24 protein-coding genes are annotated in these 22,966 nt (G+C 42.1%); 21 read left to right on the top strand and 3 right to left on the bottom strand.

Going from position 1 to position 22,966, the window contains the following annotated elements:
• Positions 1–3: 3 nt before the first annotated feature.
• Positions 4–3,102, bottom strand: coding sequence for an AAA family ATPase (locus DBT_RS02615; RefSeq protein WP_083186573.1), 3,099 nt, complete (start codon positions 3,100–3,102; stop codon positions 4–6).
• Positions 3,023–4,324 carry a metallophosphoesterase family protein gene (locus DBT_RS02610; protein ID WP_067616155.1) on the bottom strand — a complete coding sequence of 434 codons (1,302 nt, stop codon included), beginning with the start codon at positions 4,322–4,324 and terminating at the stop codon, positions 3,023–3,025. The genes DBT_RS02615 and DBT_RS02610 overlap by 80 nt, the downstream gene beginning before the upstream one ends.
• Before the next feature lie 439 nt (positions 4,325–4,763).
• Between DBT_RS02610 and DBT_RS02605 the strand changes: the two genes are divergently transcribed.
• The 18 genes from DBT_RS02605 to DBT_RS02520 all read left to right on the top strand — a co-directional run bounded on the left by DBT_RS02605 (position 4,764) and on the right by DBT_RS02520 (position 19,594).
• Positions 4,764–5,717, top strand: coding sequence for an NAD-dependent epimerase/dehydratase family protein (locus DBT_RS02605; protein ID WP_067616153.1), 954 nt, complete (start codon positions 4,764–4,766; stop codon positions 5,715–5,717).
• Positions 5,718–5,728: 11 nt separating this feature from the next.
• Positions 5,729–7,012 (top strand): D-glycero-beta-D-manno-heptose 1-phosphate adenylyltransferase, encoded by a 1,284-nt coding sequence (gene rfaE2, locus DBT_RS12660; protein WP_083186572.1) that lies wholly within the window; start codon positions 5,729–5,731, stop codon positions 7,010–7,012.
• Positions 7,013–7,293: 281 nt separating this feature from the next.
• Positions 7,294–7,821, top strand: coding sequence for a flagellar basal body-associated FliL family protein (locus DBT_RS02595; protein ID WP_067616151.1), 528 nt, complete (start codon positions 7,294–7,296; stop codon positions 7,819–7,821).
• Between the two features lie 9 nt (positions 7,822–7,830).
• Positions 7,831–8,823, top strand: a complete 993-nt coding sequence (gene fliM / locus DBT_RS02590) for a flagellar motor switch protein FliM (protein WP_067616149.1) — start codon at positions 7,831–7,833, stop codon at positions 8,821–8,823.
• A 31-nt stretch (positions 8,824–8,854) separates the two neighbouring features.
• A complete protein-coding gene (fliN, locus tag DBT_RS12410; protein ID WP_067616147.1) occupies positions 8,855–9,454 on the top strand; it encodes a flagellar motor switch protein FliN in 600 nt (199 codons plus the stop codon).
• Positions 9,455–9,458: 4 nt separating this feature from the next.
• Complete coding sequence (locus tag DBT_RS02580; RefSeq protein WP_067616146.1) at positions 9,459–9,773, top strand: FliO/MopB family protein; 315 nt, start codon at positions 9,459–9,461, stop codon at positions 9,771–9,773.
• Entirely contained in the window at positions 9,721–10,521 is an 801-nt protein-coding gene (gene fliP / locus DBT_RS02575; RefSeq protein ID WP_244155294.1) for a flagellar type III secretion system pore protein FliP, read from the top strand. Before DBT_RS02580 ends, fliP begins: the two co-directional genes overlap by 53 nt.
• A gap of 12 nt (positions 10,522–10,533) precedes the next feature.
• Positions 10,534–10,803 carry a flagellar biosynthesis protein FliQ gene (gene fliQ / locus DBT_RS02570; protein WP_067616144.1) on the top strand — a complete coding sequence of 90 codons (270 nt, stop codon included), beginning with the start codon at positions 10,534–10,536 and terminating at the stop codon, positions 10,801–10,803.
• Complete coding sequence (gene fliR, locus DBT_RS02565; protein WP_067616142.1) at positions 10,800–11,594, top strand: flagellar biosynthetic protein FliR; 795 nt, start codon at positions 10,800–10,802, stop codon at positions 11,592–11,594. The genes fliQ and fliR overlap by 4 nt, the downstream gene beginning before the upstream one ends.
• A 46-nt stretch (positions 11,595–11,640) precedes the next feature.
• Positions 11,641–12,708: a flagellar biosynthesis protein FlhB gene (gene flhB / locus DBT_RS02560; protein ID WP_067616140.1), complete on the top strand. Its 1,068-nt coding sequence runs from the start codon at positions 11,641–11,643 to the stop codon at positions 12,706–12,708.
• A gap of 193 nt (positions 12,709–12,901) precedes the next feature.
• On the top strand, positions 12,902–14,992 hold the full coding sequence (gene flhA, locus DBT_RS02555; RefSeq protein WP_067616139.1) for a flagellar biosynthesis protein FlhA: 2,091 nt from the start codon (positions 12,902–12,904) through the stop codon (positions 14,990–14,992).
• Positions 14,993–15,889, top strand: coding sequence for a flagellar biosynthesis protein FlhF (locus DBT_RS02550; protein ID WP_067616137.1), 897 nt, complete (start codon positions 14,993–14,995; stop codon positions 15,887–15,889).
• Complete coding sequence (locus DBT_RS02545) at positions 15,873–16,685, top strand: MinD/ParA family protein (RefSeq protein WP_067616135.1); 813 nt, start codon at positions 15,873–15,875, stop codon at positions 16,683–16,685. The genes DBT_RS02550 and DBT_RS02545 overlap by 17 nt, the downstream gene beginning before the upstream one ends.
• Positions 16,686–16,711: 26 nt before the next feature.
• A complete protein-coding gene (locus DBT_RS02540) occupies positions 16,712–17,515 on the top strand; it encodes a FliA/WhiG family RNA polymerase sigma factor (RefSeq protein WP_067616133.1) in 804 nt (267 codons plus the stop codon).
• 89 nt (positions 17,516–17,604) lie between these two features.
• A complete protein-coding gene (locus DBT_RS02535; RefSeq protein ID WP_067616132.1) occupies positions 17,605–17,985 on the top strand; it encodes a chemotaxis response regulator CheY in 381 nt (126 codons plus the stop codon).
• 10 nt (positions 17,986–17,995) lie between these two features.
• Complete coding sequence (locus DBT_RS02530; protein WP_067616130.1) at positions 17,996–18,964, top strand: hypothetical protein; 969 nt, start codon at positions 17,996–17,998, stop codon at positions 18,962–18,964.
• Between the two features lies 1 nt (position 18,965).
• Positions 18,966–19,253 carry a hypothetical protein gene (locus tag DBT_RS02525; RefSeq protein ID WP_067616127.1) on the top strand — a complete coding sequence of 96 codons (288 nt, stop codon included), beginning with the start codon at positions 18,966–18,968 and terminating at the stop codon, positions 19,251–19,253.
• On the top strand, positions 19,250–19,594 hold the full coding sequence (locus tag DBT_RS02520; protein WP_067616126.1) for a hypothetical protein: 345 nt from the start codon (positions 19,250–19,252) through the stop codon (positions 19,592–19,594). The genes DBT_RS02525 and DBT_RS02520 overlap by 4 nt, the downstream gene beginning before the upstream one ends.
• Before the next feature lie 6 nt (positions 19,595–19,600).
• On the opposite strand, the gene DBT_RS02515 is transcribed toward DBT_RS02520, so the two are convergent.
• Positions 19,601–19,843: an Lrp/AsnC ligand binding domain-containing protein gene (locus DBT_RS02515; RefSeq protein ID WP_067616124.1), complete on the bottom strand. Its 243-nt coding sequence runs from the start codon at positions 19,841–19,843 to the stop codon at positions 19,601–19,603.
• Between the two features lie 436 nt (positions 19,844–20,279).
• Between DBT_RS02515 and DBT_RS02510 the strand changes: the two genes are divergently transcribed.
• The 3 genes from DBT_RS02510 to DBT_RS02500 are packed head-to-tail and all read left to right on the top strand — an operon-like array spanning position 20,280 to position 22,938.
• A complete protein-coding gene (locus DBT_RS02510; RefSeq protein ID WP_083186571.1) occupies positions 20,280–21,338 on the top strand; it encodes a DHH family phosphoesterase in 1,059 nt (352 codons plus the stop codon).
• 22 nt (positions 21,339–21,360) lie between these two features.
• Positions 21,361–21,708 carry an FmdB family zinc ribbon protein gene (locus tag DBT_RS02505; RefSeq protein WP_067616123.1) on the top strand — a complete coding sequence of 116 codons (348 nt, stop codon included), beginning with the start codon at positions 21,361–21,363 and terminating at the stop codon, positions 21,706–21,708.
• 36 nt (positions 21,709–21,744) lie between these two features.
• The gene (locus tag DBT_RS02500) at positions 21,745–22,938 is read left to right on the top strand and encodes a glucose-1-phosphate adenylyltransferase family protein (RefSeq protein ID WP_067616121.1); all 1,194 of its coding nucleotides are present in this window, start codon (positions 21,745–21,747) and stop codon (positions 22,936–22,938) included.
• Positions 22,939–22,966: the final 28 nt, after the last annotated feature.

Genomic DNA, 22,966 nt, shown 5'->3' with positions numbered 1-22,966 from the left:
CATTTATGACTTGATTTCTAAGTATTTTATGTCATTGCCTCCTATTTTTCTAGACGCCTCTTCGAAGACATTTTTGGTCTCGGGATGACAGGTGAGAAAAAGGACCTGTCTTTTTCTGGCTAAATCTAAAATGGCGTCCGCAGCATTTCGAGTGCGCTCTGGATCAAAATTGACCAGAATATCATCCATTATAAGCGGGAGTTGAGAGTCAAGGGTCTTTATGTAGCCGAACCTTAGAGCCAGGAAGAGTTGTTCCTTAGTGCCACGACTGAGTTCATCTATCCCCTTCCAGTGTGCCTTGTTGGAAACGACCCTGAGGGCCCCAGTCTCGATTTCATAGTGAATTCGACTGTAACGTCCCCGTGTGAGGAGGGAAAAGTAATGGGCGCCTTCCTTAAGGACAGCGGGCTGGCTCTTTTCTTCAAAAGACCGTTTGGCCAGGTCAAAAATGGCCTTTGATATCTGTACTACTGCCCACTTTTTAGTGAGTGCCTCGATCTGCCTTTCCAGGCCTTCCTTTTGGGTCTTGAGTTCTTGTAGAAGGTCCCTTGAAGATAAAGAAGTGATCTTTTCTCTTAGAGAACCCTCTTCTTTGAGGAGGGCCTCGCGTTTTGTTTCGAGTTCTTTTAACTCGTCTATGATGCCTTGAAGTTTTGCCCTCACTACATCTCTGTCTTCATCCCTGTATAATTCGTCAAAGTCTTCTCCTAGCTGTGAAAGTTCAAGGCGTAGTAGGGTCTCTTTTTCTAATAGCTTCCTTTTCTTTTTCACCTGTTCAACCACGGACCAAAACTCTTCAGAATTGGTTGCATCAACCATATTAAGTATTCGATTGAGCTCTTGTCTTTGATTCATCAGGGCTGATTTAAGGTCCTTTAGTTCCTTTGCCTTCAATTCAATTTGAAGTTCAAGTTCTTTTTTAAGTGCTGCCTTTGTCTTGTTATCTGAAAGCCTATCTTTCAAGAGATATAGTTCGTTAAAGATCTCTCCCTCCTGAGGAAGGTTTTGACCAAGTGCTTCAAAAAGGGAAGTTGCCTCTTCTAAAAAAGATTTGAGATCGGTCTTTTCTTCTTTCATCTTTTTATCAATTTTGTGGATCTCTCCAAGTAGGTCACGAAGTTGTTCAATAGTATCAAGATATTGTACAAAAAGATTATGTGGAGGGATAGAAGTAAGTCCAAGCCTTTTACAAAGGCCCAAAAGGTCTTCTTCCTTTTTTCTCAGGAGATCATTGTCGTGGGCCAGGGCTTTTTTTAAAGTCTTATAGTTTTTTGAAAGTTCTTGTAACTCATTATCAATATCGAGTTTTTTTTCTTCCAAATGCCTTTTTTCTAAGCCCAATTGGTCAAGTGCTCTTAGTATAGAGATATTGAGCTCTTCAGTAGGTCCCATTTCCAAAAAAGATCCTTCTCTTGGATTAAAATCATTCAAGATTTTTGAAGTCTGTTGAGTGACTACATTTTGGGCTTCTTTAAGCTCTGAAAGGCGTTTTTGGACTAATTTTCGTTTTTTCTGGTGCAGGTACAAGACAGAAAACATAAAAGTCGAAAGTATACCACCTAAAAGAGCTAAGGTGGTATTGGTGGCTATCTGGCCCCAGATAGATAACAGGGCCAATGTGATAAATAATATGAGCAAAAGCGCCTCAATAGAAATAAAGCGGCGGAAGATGGCCTTTTGAGTAATTGAGAGTTCCTCTGCCTCGAGTTTGAGGCCTTGGAACTCTTTTAAGAGAACCTCAATTTCTTCAATGCGTTGTTGAATTTCTGGGAGCTCCTTTTCTCTCAGGATGGTCGATCTCGATTCCAGGTCTTTAAAGGATCTTTCTAGGTCTATTATCTTTTTTTGGCCTTCGTCTATGGCTTCATATAGGGTTGATATCTTTTGGCGGACAATAAAGGATGTATCAATATTGACTATATTGTCCTCATCTATATCGATTCCAATATCTCGCCTCAGCCTCTCTATCCTTTCTGCCAGGACCGTCTTTCTCTGAGAGAATTCTTCAAATCTCTCCTTAGCTCCAATGGCCTCTTGGAGCCTGCTCAAAATTTTTTCGATTACTTCTTCATTGGAAGTGATTCTAGAGTCTAATTCTAAAGAGGAGATCCTTTCATTTAATTGCCTGAGTTCCCTCTCAGTCCTGTTTATTCTTAGAGTTATATCCTCTATTGAGGAATTGACGGCGCTAAAGAGATTCTCGATCCCTTCTGGAATGGTGGTGTCTAAATGTTCTAGCTTTGATAGCTCTTCTCTAACATTATTATAATTAATCCACTTGTCCCAGAGTTCATCTAAGAGTTCAAGGCGTTTTTCAGTGATTCTAAGTGATTCGATCCTGCTTTGGATTTCTAGTCTCTCGTTCTTTAACTCCTTTAGGGTGTCTTCGATATGAATCACGCCCTTCAATTCATCTTCGACTTTTGATATGGCTGAACTGACCTCAGTAAGTTCTTTGAGAAGCTTATTTATTAGGGGTTTTTGTCCCCTGGGTCTAAAGAGTTCTTTTTCCAGGTTTACAAGATAAAGCTTCACTCTTGACAGTGCCTTTTGCGAGGTTCCGCTTGCAGCTGCAAAGAGTGCATCTTGCATTTGATCATGTTGGAGACTTGATATGGTCTGAAGTTCATCAAGACTAAATGCAAAGCAATTTTCAAAAAGTGTCTTGTTTATGCCACGGATGAAAAAGGAAATGCCTTCTTCTCCTTTTAAAGTGCCATTTTGGTCAAGAACCTTAAGGATACCAGTTTTTGTCCCGCCCTTTCTTTCAACAATTATTGGAGTAGAGTTCTTTGAGATTATTTCAATTCTCCCTCCCCAATCTTTTGGATATTTTTTATCGAAACCAAAGAAGATTGCCCTTAAAAATTTGAGTATGGTGGATTTTCCAGCTTCATTTGGGCCAATAAACATATTTAGAGAGGGACCGAGACCTTCTAAAGATACATTGTAAAATTCAAAAAATTTATCTATGTGAATTGAATTTATGTACGGATAAAGCCTTATATCTTCCATCGCAATCTCAAAAACTGTCCAGATTTGTCTCTTTTGCCGTGCAGGATTTAGGTTCAAATAGTTCCAGCAGTAGATCTCTCGCTTCATTTAGCAGTGTTAGGAATTCTTCTTCTCCAGGAGGGGAAAGAAACCTCGATATCTCCCGTCTCCTATAGATTGGATCAAGTACCTTTCTCAACTGCTCTAGCGTCTCATTATCCTTTTGGACATGATCCATGGTCCTGAGGATCTCAGCTACGAGATCCGTTCCAATCTTTAGCTCTTCAATATCCATGGGGCATGTGGTCTTGTCCACTATTTCATCGATCCAAAGACCTGTATTCACGCTAAAAAAAATGTCATTCAAGGCCTCTTTGATGTCGAACAATAGGTCTTCTTTATAAATGGTCTCTTTTAAAAAGGCCTTTCCTGAAAGGACGACCCTAACAATATGTAAGGGACTTTGATCAGGCATATTATTTAAAAAGGAGTTAAGGACTCTAGAAATTGTTTCAAAGATTTCTTCTTTTGTCTTTTCCTGAGAAAGTACACACTCGGTAACTGTCCACCTGATCGTATCCAGGGGAATAAATTCCACTTTTACTTTTTGCCCTTCAACTTGTACGCGAAAACATCCCTTAGGGCCAGTTTCTTTAAAGCTCCTCCCTTGAATTACACCTGGGTATCCTACAAATGGATTAGAGTCTGACAGTATGGTCATCTTGTGGATATGGCCAAGGGCCCAATAGTCAATAGGGGCTCCTTTTAAGTCATTCAATGTACATGGAGCATAGTTATAGTGACTGCTAATCCCCCCGCAGTTGGTATGTAGCATCCCTATGGAAAATTGGTCTTGTTTAGGAGTAAGTTTTCCAAAGAGCCTCGATAAATTTCTTTTTTCATCCCTTCTTTTGTAACTAATGCCTGAAATCTTACAGCGAACCCCTGTTATGGGCTCTATATCAAATGATTCAAGATTTTCTGATGGAAAGACGAAACAATTTTTAGGAAGATTCACTGAAAGAGATGATGATCCTAAAGGGTCATGATTTCCAAAACATATGAATACCTTTATGCCTGCCTTATATAGTCTTTCAATTTCCATGAGGAACCTCGTCTGCGCCCTTAGACCAAGTTCCATGGAATCAAATATATCTCCTGAGAGGCATAAAAATGAGGTCCTATCTTTTATGGCGAAATTTACAAGTTTTTGTAATGCCTTGAACGGGGCGTTTAATAGGGCGTCTTTTAATGTAGTTGGTAGATTAGAGTAGGTAGAAAATGGGCTGTCTAGGTGTAAGTCTGCTGCATGTAAAAAGGAAAATTTCATATTCAACTCGTTAAAACATCGAATTACAGGAACTTAAGACCTTCAGCCACAAATAATCCCAAATTATGCAATTGGCGAGTTTGTCCAAGATGCGAGGCGCGAGGGGCGAAGACGTACTTAGGTACTTCGAGCCCCGAGCAACAAAGCAGATTGGGCAAAATCGCCAATCCCGAAGGGCTGCGAAAGAGGGCAAAAACAGCATGAATTTTGCTGCACCAAAAAGGTGAATGTTCAGCAATAGGCTACAATAAGGTAACCAGTTGATATAAAAAGAAAATTCATTTTTGCCCTCTTTCGCAGTGCATAATTTTGGATAATGTGGCATTTTAGTCAAATAAAATTTGTTTTGAATCACGATATTTGTATTTCGAATTTGATTTTTAGGGGTTAATACTAGCACAAAATGCTTTTAAAAAGAAGTTAATCATTAGGAGGTAAAATGAAGATCCTTGTAACTGGAGGTGCGGGTTTTATTGGTTCCAATGTCGTGGATGCGTACGTGGAGATGGGCCACGACTGTATCGTAGTCGATAACCTTTATTCAGGAAAATGGGAAAACCTAAATCCTAGGGCAGAATTCTATCTCATGGATATAAGATCAGACGAATTTCAACGTTTGGTGGAAAAAAAGAGGCCACACGTCATAAACCACCATGCTGCCCAGATCTCAGTGCCTGAATCAGTAAGAGATCCGAGATTTGATGCCTCGGTAAATATCGATGGTTTCTTGAATGTGCTTGAGGCTGCCAGGAGAAATTCTGTCCAAAAGATCATTTTTATCTCGTCTGGTGGGGCAATTTACGGTGAAGCAAAAGAGTATCCAACATCTGAGGCATATAACCCTGTGCCTTTGAGTCCTTATGCAATCGCAAAGGCTGTTTCAGAGGACTATCTGAGATTTTATGACCATGAATATGGTCTTGACTATACAGTCTTGAGATATGCCAATATCTATGGTCCAAGGCAGATCCCCCATGGTGAGGCAGGGGTTGTGGCAATATTTATGGACAGATTGCTAAATGGAAAAAAATGTACGATCTATCACTATGAAGATGATGCCGAGGGCATGATAAGGGACTATTGCTTTGTTGGCGATGTGGTGGAGGCCAATATCCTTGCCCTTAACAAGGGGTCAAGGGGTCGATTCAATATTGGCACAGGTATTGAAACTAAGACCCTGTGGCTATACCGAGCCATTTTCGATGTCATGGATGAAAGACTTGGATTGGACAAAGACCTCATGGAACCAGAGTTTGCACAAGCCCGTCCAGGAGACCTAAAGAAAAGCTGTCTCAATGTTAAACTTGCTGAAAAGGAGCTTGGTTGGAAGGCTAGGCACAATTTAAGAGAAGGCCTCATGAAGACACTGGACTGGAGGTTGGAAAAGGAATAGTAGGGGTGACTATGGAATCTAAAACTTTTAAGGTAGCCTTAATTCAACATGATCCTGAGGGTAAAGATCCTATAGAAGAATGTAATAGAGTAGAAGAAAAGATTCGCAATCTCTCAGGCAAGATTCCTGATCTTGTAGTGCTTCCTGAGCTATGGAGTACAGGCCCACTCAAAGAACATAGCCTTAGTCTTGCAGATTGCACTTCTCAAATCCTGTTTAGACTGGAGACGCTTGCCACTCGGTATTCCTTTTCAATTTTAGGTGGGCTTGCTGAAAAGGATGAGTTGAGATCGGCAGAGACAATTTATAATAGCGCCTTTTTTATAACTCCTGGCCAGAAACCCAGGTGCTATCGAAAGATCAACCTGTTTCCACCTTTTGAAGAGGACAAGTTGTTTAAATCAGGAGAAGAGCCTGTTGCCATGTGGCAGAATTTTGACGGTGTCGAGGTGGGGATAGGTCCAATTATCTGTTATGATTTAAGGTTTCCTGATCTTTCCAGGGAATACAGTCTACTTGGCTGTTCCATTATTGTATGCATGGCGCTTTGGCCCAAGGAGAGAATCGAACATTTCTCTACCTTAATTAGGGCCAGGGCCATTGAAAATCAGTGCTTTGTAATAGGAGTCAATGCATCAGGACAGCTCCATGGCATTGAGTTTGGTGGAAGTTCACTTGTCGTTGCCCCTGATGGTAGAGTAATTGCCCAAGCAGGTACTGACCCAGAGGAGATCGTATGTGAAATAGATCTAACTCTAGTAGAAGGTGTCAGAAAGAAATTTTTTACAGCTCGTCCACCAACCTGGCATCAATGTTCTTCAAGCAAGGTGCTAGATCTTCCTACGCTTGTGAAGATTGTTCAACGGCGTAAGGCCACAGGGCAAAAATGCGTATTTACAAATGGCTGTTTTGATATCCTTCATGCAGGTCATGTAGCCTACCTTGAAGAGGCCCGTAGGGCTGGAGACTTTCTTGTAGTGGGAATGAATACTGATGAGTCTATAAGGTCCATTAAAGGGCCATTTAGGCCTGTAAATCCAGAGGCAATGAGGGCATCTGTCCTTGCTGGACTAGAGGCAGTGGACTATGTGGTGCTATTCGATGAGCCAACGCCCATTAATGTCATCAAGGCAATTGTCCCTGACTGTCTGATAAAGGGCGAAGACTGGCGTGAGGATGAGATAGTAGGGGCCAATTTTGTCAAGGCACATGGGGGAGTAGTAAAAAGGATTCCTTTTGTCCATGATGTTTCCACCACTAAAATCATTGGCAAGATACTGAGGAGCCAGACTTAAATTAAGATTATTCACTTTAAATGTCGAACAAGAAATATGTCTATTAACAAGTAGAGAGAGGAGGCAGGGAAGGATTTGGAAGTTTTTTCTGACATTGTCGGTGAATCAGAACTTGCTGTAACAAATAGGGCCTTGGCAAGTGGACAGAGAATTTTGTGTTGTGCTCAATACAGCCGATAGATCTATAAAGATTATGCCTAACCTAGGCTGTACGATTTGATTCAAGATAAGCGTCAAAAGTGTGACGAAAAAAAGGTATAAGATTTGCAGGAGGAAAAGGCATGGCAAAGGAAAAAAAAGGCAAAGAGCAGGCTGAAGGGACAGAAAAGAAGAAGAAGCCTCTGCTTCTTTTCATTATTATAGGGGTGGTAGTGTTGTTGTTGTGCGGTGCAGGAGCATATTTTTTCCTCTTTTCAGGACCTAGTGATCAAGAGATTGCCCAGGAGATACAGCAAGAGCAACAACAAGGGGAAAGCTCTCAACCAGTAAAACAAAGTTCCCCTGAAATAGGTGTGATGTTCTCTATGGATCCTTTTGTGGTAAATCTTGCAGATCCTAAGGCAAGGCATTTTGTGAAGGCCACCATTACTCTTGAGTTGGTAAACGATGAAGTCAAAGATAAAGCAGATAAATTGCTTCCAAGGATTCGAAATGACATAATATTACTGCTAAGTAGTCAAACCCTTGAAGACGTAATTACCATGGAAGGTAAGATAAGGCTAAGGGATGAAATTATGGCAAGAGTTAGCAGGATCCTTGGAAAGGATGCCGTAAAAAATGTTTACTTTGCCCAGTTTGTTGTCCAGTAAGAGGGTGCTATGGCCCAGGTATTGAGTCAAGAAGAAATAGATGCCCTGTTGGGGGGGCTTGATGACTTAGCGTCAGAGGAGCCAGAAGAAAGTTCCAAGGCTGAACAGAGCCCTGATGGGATTCAACCATATGATTTTACTAATGCTGCAAGGCTAACTCGCGTTCGATTCCCGGCATTTGACGTAATAAACGACTATTTCAATCGTGGACTGAGAACCACACTTTCTTCTATTCTGAGGGTAGTTGTCGATAGTACAGTTGTTCCCACAGAGATAATAACATTCAAGGAGTTTCTAAGGCGGGTACCTGTACCTAGTAATATTCATGTTCTCAAGATGGAACCGCTAAGAGGCCATGTGCTCATGGTGGTGGATTCTCAGATCGTATTTAGTATTGTGGAGATTTTTTTGGGAGCATCTCAGTTTGGGCAGATGCGGGTAGAGGGTCGAGAATTCACCTCTATTGAGCAGAGGCTAATCAAAAAGGTAGTCAATGCCCTCTTGTCCGATCTTGAGAGGGCCTGGAGACCAATTTATCCTGTCACGCTCCAGTATGTGAGGAGCGAGATTAATCCGCAGTTTGCCAAAGTTGCCCAAGATGATGACACTGTTCTGGTGAGTAAGTACCAGCTCGAACTGGAAGAAGTGACAGGATTCATGACTCTGTGTATTCCATTAACCATATTACAACCGATTAAAAACAAGTTGCAGACCTCATTTCAAGGAGAGGAGTCCACAGATCCCCAATGGAGGCAGGGAATAATTCTCAATCTAAGACAGACAGAACTTGATTTTGTTGTCCCGCTTGGAAAGGCCACAATCTCTGGCGCTGAATTATTGGATTTGGATGAAGGAGATATAATTCAGCTTGATACAAATGTAGATGATTTGTTACTGGCATATGTCCAGGGACTTCCCAAATTTAAAGGTTCTCCAGGAATAAAGAGGGGACATAGGGCATTCAAGATCGAAAGCCTGATCTTGAATCCTGACGACTTATAGTAGTTTGCAATAAATTACAAGGAGTTGTGTCATGTTGTCACAAGAGGAATTAGATAAGCTTTTGGAAGAAGGGATTGACGAACAGGAGGGTGAAGGCTCTCTAGATGCCAAGAGTGGGAGTGAAGGCCAACAGGATGCCCAACAAAAGACTGAGGTCGGGGATAGTAAGGATGGACAAGAATCAAGCACAGAAGATGTAAGTTGGGATGATGCCTTCAAAGAAGCTGCACAGGGTGGCGATGAAGCTGCTAAGAAGGCATTGGATCAAGGTCAAGTAGGCTCAGAGGGGCCTAAAGAGACAGACTCAGAGAAAGATGTGGCACCCAATTTTTCAGACTTCGGACAAGAGACTTCCAAAAAGGGGGTAGAACACCCGGACCTCGATTTTATTCTGGATATCCCACTTGATGTGTCAGTTGAGCTAGGACGCGCCAAATTGAGGATAAAGGACCTTCTACAGCTTGGACAGGGGTCTGTTGTAGAGCTCAATAAATTGGCAGGAGAGCCAGCGGAAATTTACGTAAACCATAAGCTCATGGCAAAAGGCGAGATAGTAGTGGTTAATGAGAAGTTCGGAGTGCGGTTGACAGAGATTATTAGTCCATCTGATAGAGTTAAGTCTTTGGGATGATAATATGGATTCAGTAACCTTCCCCCTGCTCATAAAGACTATAGGGGCCCTCAGCATTATCTTGGGCATGCTCCTTGCATTTAACTATGCAGTAAGAAGATGGGGAGCGTGTCTGCCAGGCAAGGGCTCAAAGGATGAGCAAATTCACGTGGTATCCACGAAGCAGATTCTCCCCAAAAAATACATATCTATAGTGAGAGTAGCAGATAATGAGCTCATTCTTGGTATTTCAGATGCAGGTATCAATTTATTGGGGGAGTTAAATCGTGGAAAAGGGGATTCAGGGGTTAAAGAACAAAACGAAGGAGGCAATAAGTAGCAAATACCTTGTTGTCATTTTATTGACATCTCTTTTCTTCTTACTATTTAGTAGCAGCCCAGCTCACTGTCTCACACTTCCCACCTTTCAAGTAGGGTTTGAAAATACTGAAGATCCATCCAAAGTGGCAACTGTCCTAGAGGTCATATTGCTACTGACAATCCTGTCTGTGGCACCTGCCATCCTTCTTATGACTACCTCATTTACGAGGCTCATAGTGGTATTTGGATTCTTAAGGCAGGCTATAGGGACTCAACAGATGCCTCCCAATCAGGTCCTCATAGGGCTGGCCCTCTTTCTCACTTTTTTTATTATGTATCCAGTGTGGAACGAGGCCAATGTGAATTCCATTCAACCCTATCTGAGGGATGAAATAAGCTTGAAGACGGCCCTTGATCGTGTCCAAAAACCCATCAGGGAATTTATGTTCAGGCAGACACGAGAGGCGGATCTTAAGCTCTTTACAAATATGGCTGGTATAACCAATCCCAACACCAAGGATGATATACCTACATTTGTCCTCATTCCGGCATATATGATAAGTGAGCTCAAAACTGCCTTTGAGATAGGTTTTGTCTTATACATTCCCTTTTTGATAATAGACATGGTAGTGGCAAGTGTACTTCTTTCCATGGGTATGATGATGCTCCCACCAGTATTGATCTCACTTCCTTTTAAACTCCTTTTGTTTGTACTGGTGGATGGTTGGCATCTACTCATAGGTTCCTTGGTGAAGAGCTTTTTTTAAGGAGTCAAAAGTATGACACAGGATTTTGTAGTGGGCCTTGCAAGACATGCAATAGAACTTACGCTAATCATCAGTCTCCCCATGTTGGGGTTGGGACTAATTGTTGGACTCATAGTTAGCATCTTTCAGGCTGTAACCCAGATTCAGGAGATGACCCTTTCTTTTGTTCCCAAGATAGTTGCAGTGCTTTTGGGACTCCTTTTTTCCTTTCCATGGATAATGCACAAACTACTAGATTTTACAAAAGAACTTATTGAACAAATACCATTAATGATACGATGAAAGAGGCAGAAATTTACATATTTTTGATCCAATACTTTGAGGTATTCGTGCTAGTGGCCATGCGAGTCGGGGCAATTTTTTTCATGATGCCAGTGTTTAGTTCCAGGGTACTTCCAATCCAGGTAAAGGCTGCATTTACCATAGTAGTTTCCTTGGTGTTGACCCCACTTGTCCCTCTAACACCAGAGCAACTTCCAAGAGAGGCAGTTCAATTTATTCTCTTTGTAGTAAGTGAGTTGTTTGTGGGGATGAGTCTTGCCCTGATCCTAAGGCTAATATTTGCGGGGCTTCAGACAGCAGGGCAGATGGTTGGTTTTCAGATTGGATTCAGTGTTGCAAACGTCGTTGATCCTCAGTCCGGGACCCAGTCAGTGGTCATCTCGCAGTTTGCGTATCTTTTTGCCTTACTTCTCTTTCTGACAGCCAATGGTCACCATTACGTATTGAAAGTGCTCCATGACAGTTTTTGGTTGCTTAAGCCCGGCGAATTAAACCTAAGTCAACCTATTTTTGACCTCATGGTAGAACTAGGAAATAAGATGTTCGTACTGTCAATAAAGCTCATGGCCCCTGTTATGGCAATCCTCTTATTGGGGCAGGTAGCCTTGGGCATACTAGCAAAGACAGTGCCGCAAATGAATATGCTAATGATGAGTTTTGGAATGAATGTCATACTCGGACTCTTTTTCTTGGGGATAACGCTCCAGGTATTTTGGCCTACACTGGCAAAAGAACTAGATACTGGACTTAAAATTTTGCCAGACCTGCTCCAGGCCTTTTCTGGGAGATAGGCTCTCAAAAAAGTTTTGAGTTTTGAGTTAAGGGAGAAAAAAGCCCATGCCTGATGAGAGCTTTCAAGAACGAACTGAAAAGGCCACTCCGCGAAGGAGGCAAGAGGCAAGAGAAAAGGGACAGGTAGCAAAGAGCAGGGAGCTTGCCTCAGTGTCCGTCCTTCTAGGTGGGCTATTTACACTGTATTGGGGGAGCGCCTTCTTTTATCACCAGTTGACTATATGCCTGCGATACTATTTTGGACGTGTTGGCAGCATAAGTATTGATGATACAAATATCCTTGGAGTTTCATATCTCATAATAAAACAGCTCTTTGTGATACTGGCGCCAATCTTTTTGGTAGTGGTGGTCCTGGCAATACTTTCAAATATACTTCAGTTTGGATTCATATTTACTAGTGAACCACTTGTGCCAAAATTTTCGCGTATCAATCCGTTAGAAGGGGTTAAGCGACTCTTTTCCGCCCAATCTTTTGCCGAACTCCTGAAGAGTCTATTTAAGGTGGCAGTGGTAGGCTATGTTGCCTATGTGACCGTGAGGGCTGAGTTTGAAAATATCCCGCTGATGTTACAGAAGAGTCCCTTTCAAATCCTGGCCTATCTTGGACAGGTCAGTTTTGCGATCTTTTGGAAGACATGTGCAGTGATGATTGTACTTTCGATTTTGGATTATCTGTTTCAGAGGTGGGACTTTGAAAAAAATCTTCGCATGACGCGTCAGGAGCTAAAAGAGGAATTCAAGCAGACCGAAGGTGATCCTCAAGTAAAGTCAAGGATCAGGAGCATACAAAGAGAGATGGCAAGGAAGCGCATGATGGCCGAAGTCCCAGAGGCCGACGTTGTGATCACTAACCCTACGAAGCTTGCTGTAGCCTTGCGATATGAGCCCGGTGCCATGGACGCTCCAAAGGTAGTAGCCAAAGGATCTGGTTATGTGGCCCAGAGGATAAAAGATATAGCCTATGAGCACGATGTCCCAGTAGTGGAAAATAAGCCCCTTGCACAGAGCCTGTTTCGGTCTTGTAATGTGGGAGACATTATTCCAGAGAGCCTTTATAAGGTTGTGGCCGAAGTTCTGGCCTATGTTTACAGGTTGAAGGGAAAGGTTCAATGATGATTAAACGGGCCTTAGAACCATGAAGACTTATGTGTGGCATTTATTTTGCTTAATTAATTTCAAGGAGCAAAAAAAGAGACAAAAAAATGACAAATGCTATGAGTACCTTAAGAGCAAAATCTAATTTATTAGACCTTAGCCTAAACACGCAGGGGGACATTCAATAGTGGCAGCAACCCCAGCATCTACAATGGGCAGGATTACATCGATTCTCCCTATTGAGTCCAATAACCTTATTGCTGCTGGTGGTGTGCTGGCAATACTGGTCATCATGGTAATGCCTGTTCCGGCAGCAGCCATGGACATACTGCTTGCCTTTAACTTTACATTTAGTCTCCTTGTGATGCTTCTTTCGCTCTACATTATCAAGCCCCTTGACTTTCCTATATTTCCTAGCCTACTTCTCTTAACTACTCTATTTCGTCTATCCTTAAATATAGCCTCTACGAGACTGATCCTCCTGCAAGGGCATACAGGGGTCGATGCTGCTGGAAATATCATTAAGGGATTTGGCCAATTCGTAGTGGGTGGGAATTACGTTGTAGGTGGTATCATCTTTGCCATACTCGTCATCATTAATTTCGTTGTCATCACCAAGGGTGCTGGAAGAATAGCAGAGGTTGCAGCTCGTTTTACCTTGGATGCCATGCCAGGTAAGCAGATGGCAATTGATGCAGACCTCAATGCCGGCCTCATAGATGAGAATGAGGCTAGGCGAAGAAGGCAAGAGATTGCACGGGAAGCAGAGTTTTATGGGGCGATGGATGGTGCCAGTAAATTTGTTAGAGGCGAGGCCATAGCAGGCCTTATAATTATGTCAATCAATATCATCGGTGGTTTTATTATTGGGGTTTTTCAACAAGACCTCAATATTGGAGCTGCAGCTCAAAGCTACACGCTTTTGACTATTGGAGACGGACTTGTCTCCCAGATTCCAGCTCTCATAGTATCAACCGCCTCTGGAATCCTAGTGAGCCGCGCAGCCTCAGACGCTGGCATGGGGAAGGAGTTTGTAAGGCAATTTTCACTTAATCCAGAGGCAATGATCGTGGCAGCAGGGGTTGTAGCTATCTTTGGGATGATACCTGGTCTTCCCTTTTTTCCTTTTTTTCTTTTAAGTTCAATATTTGGTACCTTGGCCTGGATTACTCTAAGGGAGAAAAAAAGGCATATTATAGAAGAGGTGGAGGAAGAAGAAAAAAAGGCCAAGGAGGAAAAAACTCCTTCAGGTGAATCAGCCCCTGAGGAGATTGAGCGTCTTTTATCCCTGGATATATTGGAACTTGAAGTGGGTTACGGTCTGATCCCCTTAGTGGACGAATCCCAGGGAGGTGACCTTTTGGAGCGGATTCGTTCAATTAGAAAACAATTTGCACAGGAAATGGGGATACTCATTCCCCCTCTACATGTTAGGGACAATCTCCAACTGAATCCAGGGCAGTATGTAGTACTTATTAAGGGGATTGATATAGCAAAGGGCGAAGTCATTATGGGCCAATACCTAGCCATAAATCCAGGGGATGTCTCAAAGGAAATCGAAGGAATACCCACTAAAGAGCCAGCTTTCGGACTCCCTGCTATATGGATACCTGAAGAAAAAAGAGAAGAGGCACAGCTCGCAGGCTACACTGTAGTGGATCCCTCTACTGTTATTGCTACCCATCTGGCTGAGATAATACGTCAAAATGCTGACGAACTATTGGGACGCCAGGAAGTTCAAAGGCTCTTGGATGCACTGGCAAAGCATCATCCAAAGGCCGTAGAAGAGGCCACTCAGGCCTTAAGCCTTGGAATTATACAAAAGGTCCTTCAACACCTTGTTCGCGAGAAGGTGTCTATTAGAGACCTATTGACAATTGTGGAGACCTTAGCAGACTTTGGGCCAATGACCAAAGACCCGGAGATCTTGACTGAATATGTCCGGCAAAGGCTTGGTCGCGCCATTGTTAAACCCCTGGTGCAAGAAGATGGGACACTTAGGGTGCTTACATTGGATGCAAGCATTGAAGACATGATCAAAGGAGCAGTTCAACATACAGAACATGGTAGCTATATGTCACTTGATCCGGGAACAGCCCAGAGGATCATCAAGGCCGTTCAGGATGCGTGTGAGCAGGTGACAAATCAGGGGCACCAGCCTGTGATTTTGACGAGTCCTCAAATCAGAAGGCACCTAAGAAGACTCATTGAGAGGTTTATACCACAAGTAGTAGTGCTTTCTCATTCCGAAATTCCAAGTTATGTAAAACTTGAATCAATAGGAGGAATTCGTCTGGGATAAATGAAGATTCAAAGATTTCGTGCAAGAGACATGGCGTCTGCCTTTGAATTGGTCAAAAAGAATATGGGCGATGACGCCGTAATTATTGAAACTGGATCCGTAGAAGGGGAAAACGGAGCACGACTATTTGAAGTAGTTGCAGCAGTGGACCTAGATGAGGTCCAGCACGACGAATTTGACGCAAGGTCAATATCAAGGCGTAAGCTCTATTGCACAGAAAATGAATTATTGAGCGCAAGTCCCAAATTTTTCGGCATTATTGGCCCATCTGGTAGTGGTAAAACCACAGTTCTTTTGAAACTTGCATTCAGATTTAAACAAAAGGGTTACAGGGTAAAGATAGTAAACGTTGATAACATACGTTTAGGCGCTCATGAGGCCCTCAAAAAGGTTTCCCATATACTTGAGATACCATATTATAATGCAAAGACTCCATTGGAATTGCTAAGGATTGTATCAGCCTCAGCAGAGGACGAAATTCTACTTGCAGACTTTCCAGGAGTTAACCTTTTTGATGAAGAAAAGAGGGATAGACTGAAAAGGTTTTTTGTAGCAACACCAGGTCTTAAGGCATTGGCAGTGATGCCTTCAAACATGAATCCAGTGGATTTAAAGGCACTTGTTCGTGAAATCTATGAATTTCCCTTATGCGCCTTTGTATTGACAAAGGTTGACGAGCTAAAAGACAGAGGCCGTGTAAGAGAAATTGTTGCGGATCTGAGTGTAGATGTTGTATATGTTTCAAGTGGTCAAAGGGTAACAGCCGACTTTGAAGAGTTTAAATTTAGTACCCTGGGCCATTCTTCATGTAAAAAGAGGCAGTTTTTTTTAAAGGCGCTTGCGAAAAAGAGTTTGAGGACGCAGGCAAAGGAGATAATCAGTGGGATCCACCCATAGTGTTTTTTCATTTTCAAGCGGAAAAGGCGGTGTAGGTAAGACAAATATAGTGGCCAATACGGCTATTGCCTTGGCCAATATGGGCAAAAGGCCATTAATCCTAGATGCGGACCTTGGACTGGCAAATATTGACGTGCTTTTGGGCCTGGCCCCACGCTATAATATTAAGCACGTATTATCAGGGGAAAAGACTATCAAGGACGTACTTGTTGAAGGTCCTCATGGGATTCTCATTCTTCCCGCAGGTTCAGGTGTTCCGGAACTTTTGGATCTGACTGAGACTCAAAAGAGAATTCTCCTCGATGAAATGGAAACCATATCTGATATGATTGACACGCTGCTTATAGACACTGCCGCGGGTATTTCAGACAATGTCCTCTATTTCAACATAGCAAGTCAACATAGAATAATCGTAGTCACACCAGAACCAACTTCTATTACTGACGCCTATGCACTCATCAAGGTCCTTTATACTAGGCACAAGGTCGAGGACTTTTGCATCCTGGTAAACTGGGCAAATAGTGAAAATGATGCCAAGAAGGTTTATAGTCAATTGGCATCGGTAGCAGATCGTTTCTTGGGACCGTTACGATTGGAGTTCATTGGTTTTGTCCCAAGGGATCAATATTTACAAAAAGCAGTATTGCAACAAAGGGCAGTCCTTGATATGTATCCTAATGCCTCATCGAGTGCGGCATTCCGAGATCTCGCTCACAGGATTAACAGGATGGGTCAAGAGGCCAAGCCCGATGGAAATATAAGATTTTTCTGGAAAGATTTTTTGATGATTCAATAACTTAAAGGATTAAAGCCGGGATAGGGATGTCTGGTAGCTCTGGAAGTCAAAAGGATTTAGCTGAAGAGCTATTAAGTAAAAATAGGCGGCTTACAAGTGAGGAGCGTGGACAACTCATACTCCACTATGCGCCGCTTATTCGTTATGTGGCTGGTCGATTGGCCATGCGTCTTCCTCCGCATATTTCAATAGATGATCTCATCAGCTCCGGTGTAATGGGTCTTATTGATGCCATTGAAAAATTCGATCCAACAAAAAAAAATCAGTTCAAAACCTATGCAGAATTCAGAATTAGAGGTGCCATGCTCGATGAGCTAAGATCTCTTGATTGGGTTCCTCGTTCCCTGAGAAAGAAGGCCTCTGACTTAGAAAAGGCCTATGCCGACCTGGAAAAGAGGCTTGGAAGACCGGCTGAGGATGAAGAAGTTGCCCAGGCCTTGGGGATAAGTCTGGATGAATTCTACCAACTTCTAGATCAGACAAAAAATGTCACCTTTCTAGACATTGAAATGATAAGGCGACGCCTGCCTGATAGTAACTCAGAAGAGGATCTTTTTGATTTAATAGCAGACAATGGTGACCAAGATCCCTTTGTGAAGCTCAATATGAGTGAGGTAAAAGAGATTCTCAAAGAGGCCATACAGGGACTTCCGGAAAAGGAAAAGCTAGTTGTATCTCTGTACTATTATGAAGAACTGACCATGAGGGAGATTGGTGAGATCATGGGCTATACCGAATCCAGAATATCTCAGATGCACACCAAGGCCATTCTCAGACTCAGGGCAAAGCTCAGGGCCTTTAAAGAGGATCTTTTTGCAGTTGCCGTGTAGAAGGAATTCTATTTTAGATCTTTGAACCATTAGCCGAATAAGATGTGAGGGTAGCTTAGATTAAGTCTGCGTAATAAAAGGAGGTTGACATGGCCATTGACTATAATATGAAGGTTATGATCGTAGATGATTTTGCCACTATGAGGCGTATTGTGAAAAATATTTTGTCCCAAATAGGCTTTAAAAATTTTATTGAGGCAGACGACGGATCTACCGCTTGGGAGATCCTTCAAAAAGAGCCTGTAGATTTCATTGTATCAGATTGGAATATGCCAAAGATGACAGGGCTAGAGTTGCTCAAAAAGGTTAGGGCAGATGAGCGTTTTAAAGATATTCCATTTCTGATGGTCACTGCAGAGGCTCAAAAAGAAAATATTATTGAGGCTGTTAAGGCACGGGTTAGCAATTACATAGTAAAACCCTTTACTCCGGAAACATTGAGTGAAAAGATTGAAAAAATCTTTTCTTGATATTTAAAAAGTGGCTGAAGAAGAACGCAAAGAAGGCATAATAGAAGATATTGTAGAGCCGGGTCCTAAAAAAGAAGAAGTAATCGGGAAGGATATTCCCCAAGAGGGCCAGGACGATAACGCACTCAAAGACAACCAGCTGAATGAGGAGCAGGAGGACCAAAGTTCAGTCCCTCCCCTTGAGGATTTTGAAGAAGACCTTGGAATCTCTATTACCGATGATGAACTTTGGGATGAAAGTGGCGGGCTTGATGAGATCCCTTTATTTGACGATATAACAGAGGACAACAAGGAACCCCTTATAAAGGACACTCCAGAGCCAGAGTCTCAAGTTGAGCCTCCTGAGTCTGATGAAGAGACAGTGGTGACGGAAAGTAAAGATGAATCTGGAGATGAGCTAGTCTCTGGATCTGAAGAGCATGAAGATCAGGTGGAGGAGGAAGAATTAGAGGAAGAAAAAGATGGGTCTCTGCTAGAATGGTTCAATTTGACGAATATTTTTTCTTTTGTAAATTCTATTATTTTCCTTGTTGGTATCTTTGTCCTGTTCAAGGTACTCAAGACAGAACCTCCTCCTCAAGATTATCTAAAACACACTAGTCAACAGACACTTAATGTCAAAACTTCAACTAAGACCTCAGAAGGTAAGATCCAAGATTTACAAAGGTTGGATCGCGGTTTTTATACTATGAATTTGGATCCATTTATCATTCCAGCCCAAATGAACGGGGAACTCGTATTTTTCAAGCTTAAGGCAGAACTGGTGTTCGATGATGTGGCATCAAAGAGGGCATTCAGTGAAAAAGTTGCATGGGTAAGGGACATTATATATTCTGAATTAAAAGGAATCGATATAAGTTCTGGATTGAGTCAAAGATCTTTATTTTCTTATAGAAAGCCCATAATGGATCGCCTAAACAAGTTTTTGGCCCCAAACAAGGTCGAAGATCTTAGATTGGTAGGGTTTGTACTGAAGTAAAATGTCAGATGGCATAGTAAAAAAAATAAATGGTGCTATTCCTCTATCTCGTATTCAAAAACATGGAGGAGGTGATGCCGTCTTCAAAAGGGGTAAAGAAAAGGATCCAGAAAAAGAACAAGATAAAGATGAAAGGCATGAGGAAGATGTCTATCCTGAAGACAGGGTCACTCTTTCTGTAACGGACAAGGAGGATGAGGCCAACGACAGGTCTTATTCATCAGAAAAAGGAGAAAAGGAAGAAGATACACACCCTGTTGAGTCAAAAAAAGTTGATATAACCATATGAATTTCGAAGTTGGTCTTAATGTCTTAATACTATTTCAGATAATTATTGATCTTATACTTATAGTAGCCTTTTGGGCTATTTACAGGCGCCTTACGTTTTTAGATCCCAAGAAGATCGAACGACTCATAAAGATTCTCAAAGAGAGTCAAGAGTTGACCACGAGACTGCAAGAAGAGATCTCCGCTACCAGTAAAGCAAAGGTAAAAAAAACAGCTCCTATAGATGTTTATACAGAGATAAAACGACTCTCTTCAATGGGAAAATCCGTGGAAGAAATTGCCGATCGTTTAGGCCTAACTCAAACTGAAGTTGAGCTTGCCCTGGCAAAAAGGCCTAAATAAAAGGCTTTAAAGGGCGTCTTCCATGGCCACAACAGGGCAAGTCATTGTATGGTTTATGGCATCTATTCTTTGCATGCGATTGATTACTATCCGTGATAAGGTGTCATGGTTGTCGGTTTCCACTTCTGCTATGATATCGTAAGGTCCCATAATGATATCAAGTTTTTTTACCTCTTTCATCTCCGAAAGTTCCTTGACCACCTCTGTTGTTTTTCCTATCTGGGTGTTTATCAGTATGTAGGCTTTCATGTTTAACAGTCCTCCTTTTCCTTCTTTTAATTTCTGCAGCCGTATCTAAAATACCCCTAATAAGGAGCCCCAGCCAGACAATTTTGTAAAACCTCATACTATTTGTCAACATATCTAGGGAACTTCTATAAGGCAAGCGCTTTTCAAGTAGATTGAGCACTCCATAATGTGAGTAAAAAATAATATATTTAAATTTCAATAGGTTGTTAGCTAAATTCTATTGAAAACTTCACCTGTATAGCCCTCAAATAATATTTTGTAAAATTTGCCAGCTGCATCATAATTTGAATCCAATATAAGGTTGGCATTGCCACAGTTGGGAATACTGATTATAATCGCCACAAAATATTCTCAAAAAGAAACTTTTCCAAGGGAATCGGAACCTCCATTAGAGTCATAGGGAAAGATAGAGGCATTCAAAAAGAACTGGTAAGATATGGCTACAGAAAATGGTAAAAAGGGTGCTAATGCCAGTAAAAACGGTCGTAATGATATAATATGTTGTGTTAAGGCCCTAAAAAGGCTCTCCAATAAAGAGCGTTTTCGTTCCTTTTGCCAACTTTTTTCAAGGGAAGATAGGGTTCTCATAGTTATAGTTGCTGATCCAGACTCCATGGCAAGTGCCATGGCACTCAAGAGAATTTTGAGTCGTAGGGTTCGGGAAATAGTTATAGCTCACCCCAATAACATTAAACGTGTTAATAATCTTGCTATGAGAGACCTTTTGAAGATCCCTCTAGTGCGACTGAAGAATGTAAAGGCAGAGGAGTTTACCAAGAGGATCATTGTGGATTCTCAGCCTTCCCATCACCCAGACTTCCAAAAGATTGAATTCGATGTGGTCATTGATCACCATCCCCTCACCACCGGGTGGAATGCACGATTTATCGACGTTCGACCTGAGTACGGTGCTGTTTCATCAATGATGACGGAATATCTTAAAGCTGCTGGAATCAAGCCCTCTGTTGCGCTATCCACTGGTCTTTTTTATGGAATAAAAGTGGATACCCAAAATTTCACTGTTAAGTGCTCCTATTCAGATGTATTGTGTTTTCAGTATCTTTTTAAACGTATAAATCAAAATCTTCTAAACAAAATAGAGACTGCCGATATCAGAAGATCTGAGCTGAAATATTTTAAGATTGCCTTTGAAAACATGAAAATTCGTAAAAATCGAATTTATGCCCACTTAGGGAGAGTTGGAAATCCGGATATCCTCGTTGTGGTGGCTGATTTTCTCACCCATGTCCATGAGATTGGATGGGTCATCATCTCCGGTCAATATGGAGAGAAACTAATTGTTATATTTCGTTCCGATGGTTATAAAAAAGATGCGGGCAAACTGGCCCAAAAGGTTTTCGGAAAAGTGGGTTCAGCTGGAGGACATAGACAAAGCGCAAGGGCAGAGGTGCCCTTCAAAAATCTCCCAGACATTGATCCCTCTACCTTTGACACTAAAGGGCTTCAGAAATTTTTTAAGAGCGTTTTGAAATAGCTTTTTTGAGGAGGTGGTGGGTATGCCTATCTATGAATACAGGTGCCATGAGTGTAGTAGAATCTCTTCTCACCTGGTGCTTAATGTCAAAGAATTTGAACCATTTTGCTCCCATTGTGGAAGTAAGTCCGTAAAAAAACTCATATCAAGGGTGAGGGTTCGCCTCTCTGAGGAGACAAGATTAGAGAGGCTCATGGATCCAACAATGCTCGGGGGGTTAGACGAAAGTGATCCAAAGACTATGGCCAAATGGATGAAGAAGATGGGAAGTCTTGCAGGAGATGATCTAGGAGAGGATTTCGATCAGATGGTAGATGAAGCAGTTGAAGAGGCAGCCTCAGGAGATCAAAAAACAGAGGAAACAGACTAGGTGGAGTGATGCTGGGCAGGATGGTTAGGAGTTGGTATGGATAATATTTTAGCCCTGATACTTGCAGGCGGAAGAGTGGACGAGCTAGGAGTACTTACTCACCTAAGGCCTAAATCCACCATGCCCTTTGGCGGACTTTACAGGATTATTGATTTTCCACTAAGCAATCTAATGAACTCTGGAATTGAAAGGGTAGGGGTCCTCTGTCAATACAGGGCCTCGTCCCTGGTGGAACATATCGGTAATGGATCTTCATGGGATATGGTAGGAAGAAATCGCGGGGTAACGCTCCTTCCCCCGTTTCAGGCCCTCCGTGCATCGGATTGGTATAAAGGTACTGCGGATGCAGTATATCAAAATATTGATTTTATAGAATCTATTAAACCTGAAATGGTCTTGATTTTGTCCGGAGATCACATTTATCGAATGGATTACCGTGACATGATATCATTCCACCTAGAGATGGGAGCAGAAATTACCTGTGCCTTTGTGGACAGAGAGGCTGATGGGCCCTCAAGGTTTGGAGAGGCTAAAATAGAAGATTCGCACCCAAAAGGGGGAAGGATACTTGGCTACGAAGAAAAACCGAAAACACACTACTCTAACTGGGCGTCAATGACTGTATATCTCTTTAACACCCAAGTTCTCTTGGAGCTTCTACAGGAAAATGTTAGAGACTCATCTCATGAGTTTGGAAAGGATATAATGCCCAAGTTAGTTGGTAGAAGGAGATTTTTCGGCTATTTTTTCCGTGGTTACTGGGCATATTCGAGGACTCTTGAAGAGTATTGGCAGGCCAATATGGATTTACTTGGCCAAGAACCAAAAATCGACTTGGATCGCTGGAATATTAGGACAAATTTGGATCATGAGGCCATACGAGACAGGGGTCCTGCAAGTTTTGGTAGGCATGCTCAGGTTACAGACTCTAGGATTTATAATGGTGTGAGGGTTGACGGGATTGTAAGGCGTTCAATACTCTTTCCAGGTGTCGTAGTGGGAAAAGGTGCTGTGATCGAAGATTCTATACTCTTTTTTGATACGCAAATAGCCCCTGAGGCCAGAGTCTATAGAACCATTACGGACATAGGAGTGACTGTTGGAAGAGGTTCCATCATCGGGAAAAAAGATGGACTCATTACTACAATCGGTGCAGGTGCCACTATATCAAAAGACCAGGTAGTCCCGGATGGAACTGAAATTGGGCCTGCTCCTGGGATGCGTATATAACCTATACAATTAATTTTTGCCCCCTTTT

It is taken from the genome of Dissulfuribacter thermophilus (assembly GCF_001687335.1).
GTDB classification, from domain to species: domain Bacteria; phylum Desulfobacterota; class Dissulfuribacteria; order Dissulfuribacterales; family Dissulfuribacteraceae; genus Dissulfuribacter; species Dissulfuribacter thermophilus.
The sequence above is the reverse complement of the archived record's forward strand: the minus strand, read 5'-3'. Positions and strand labels throughout refer to the sequence as shown.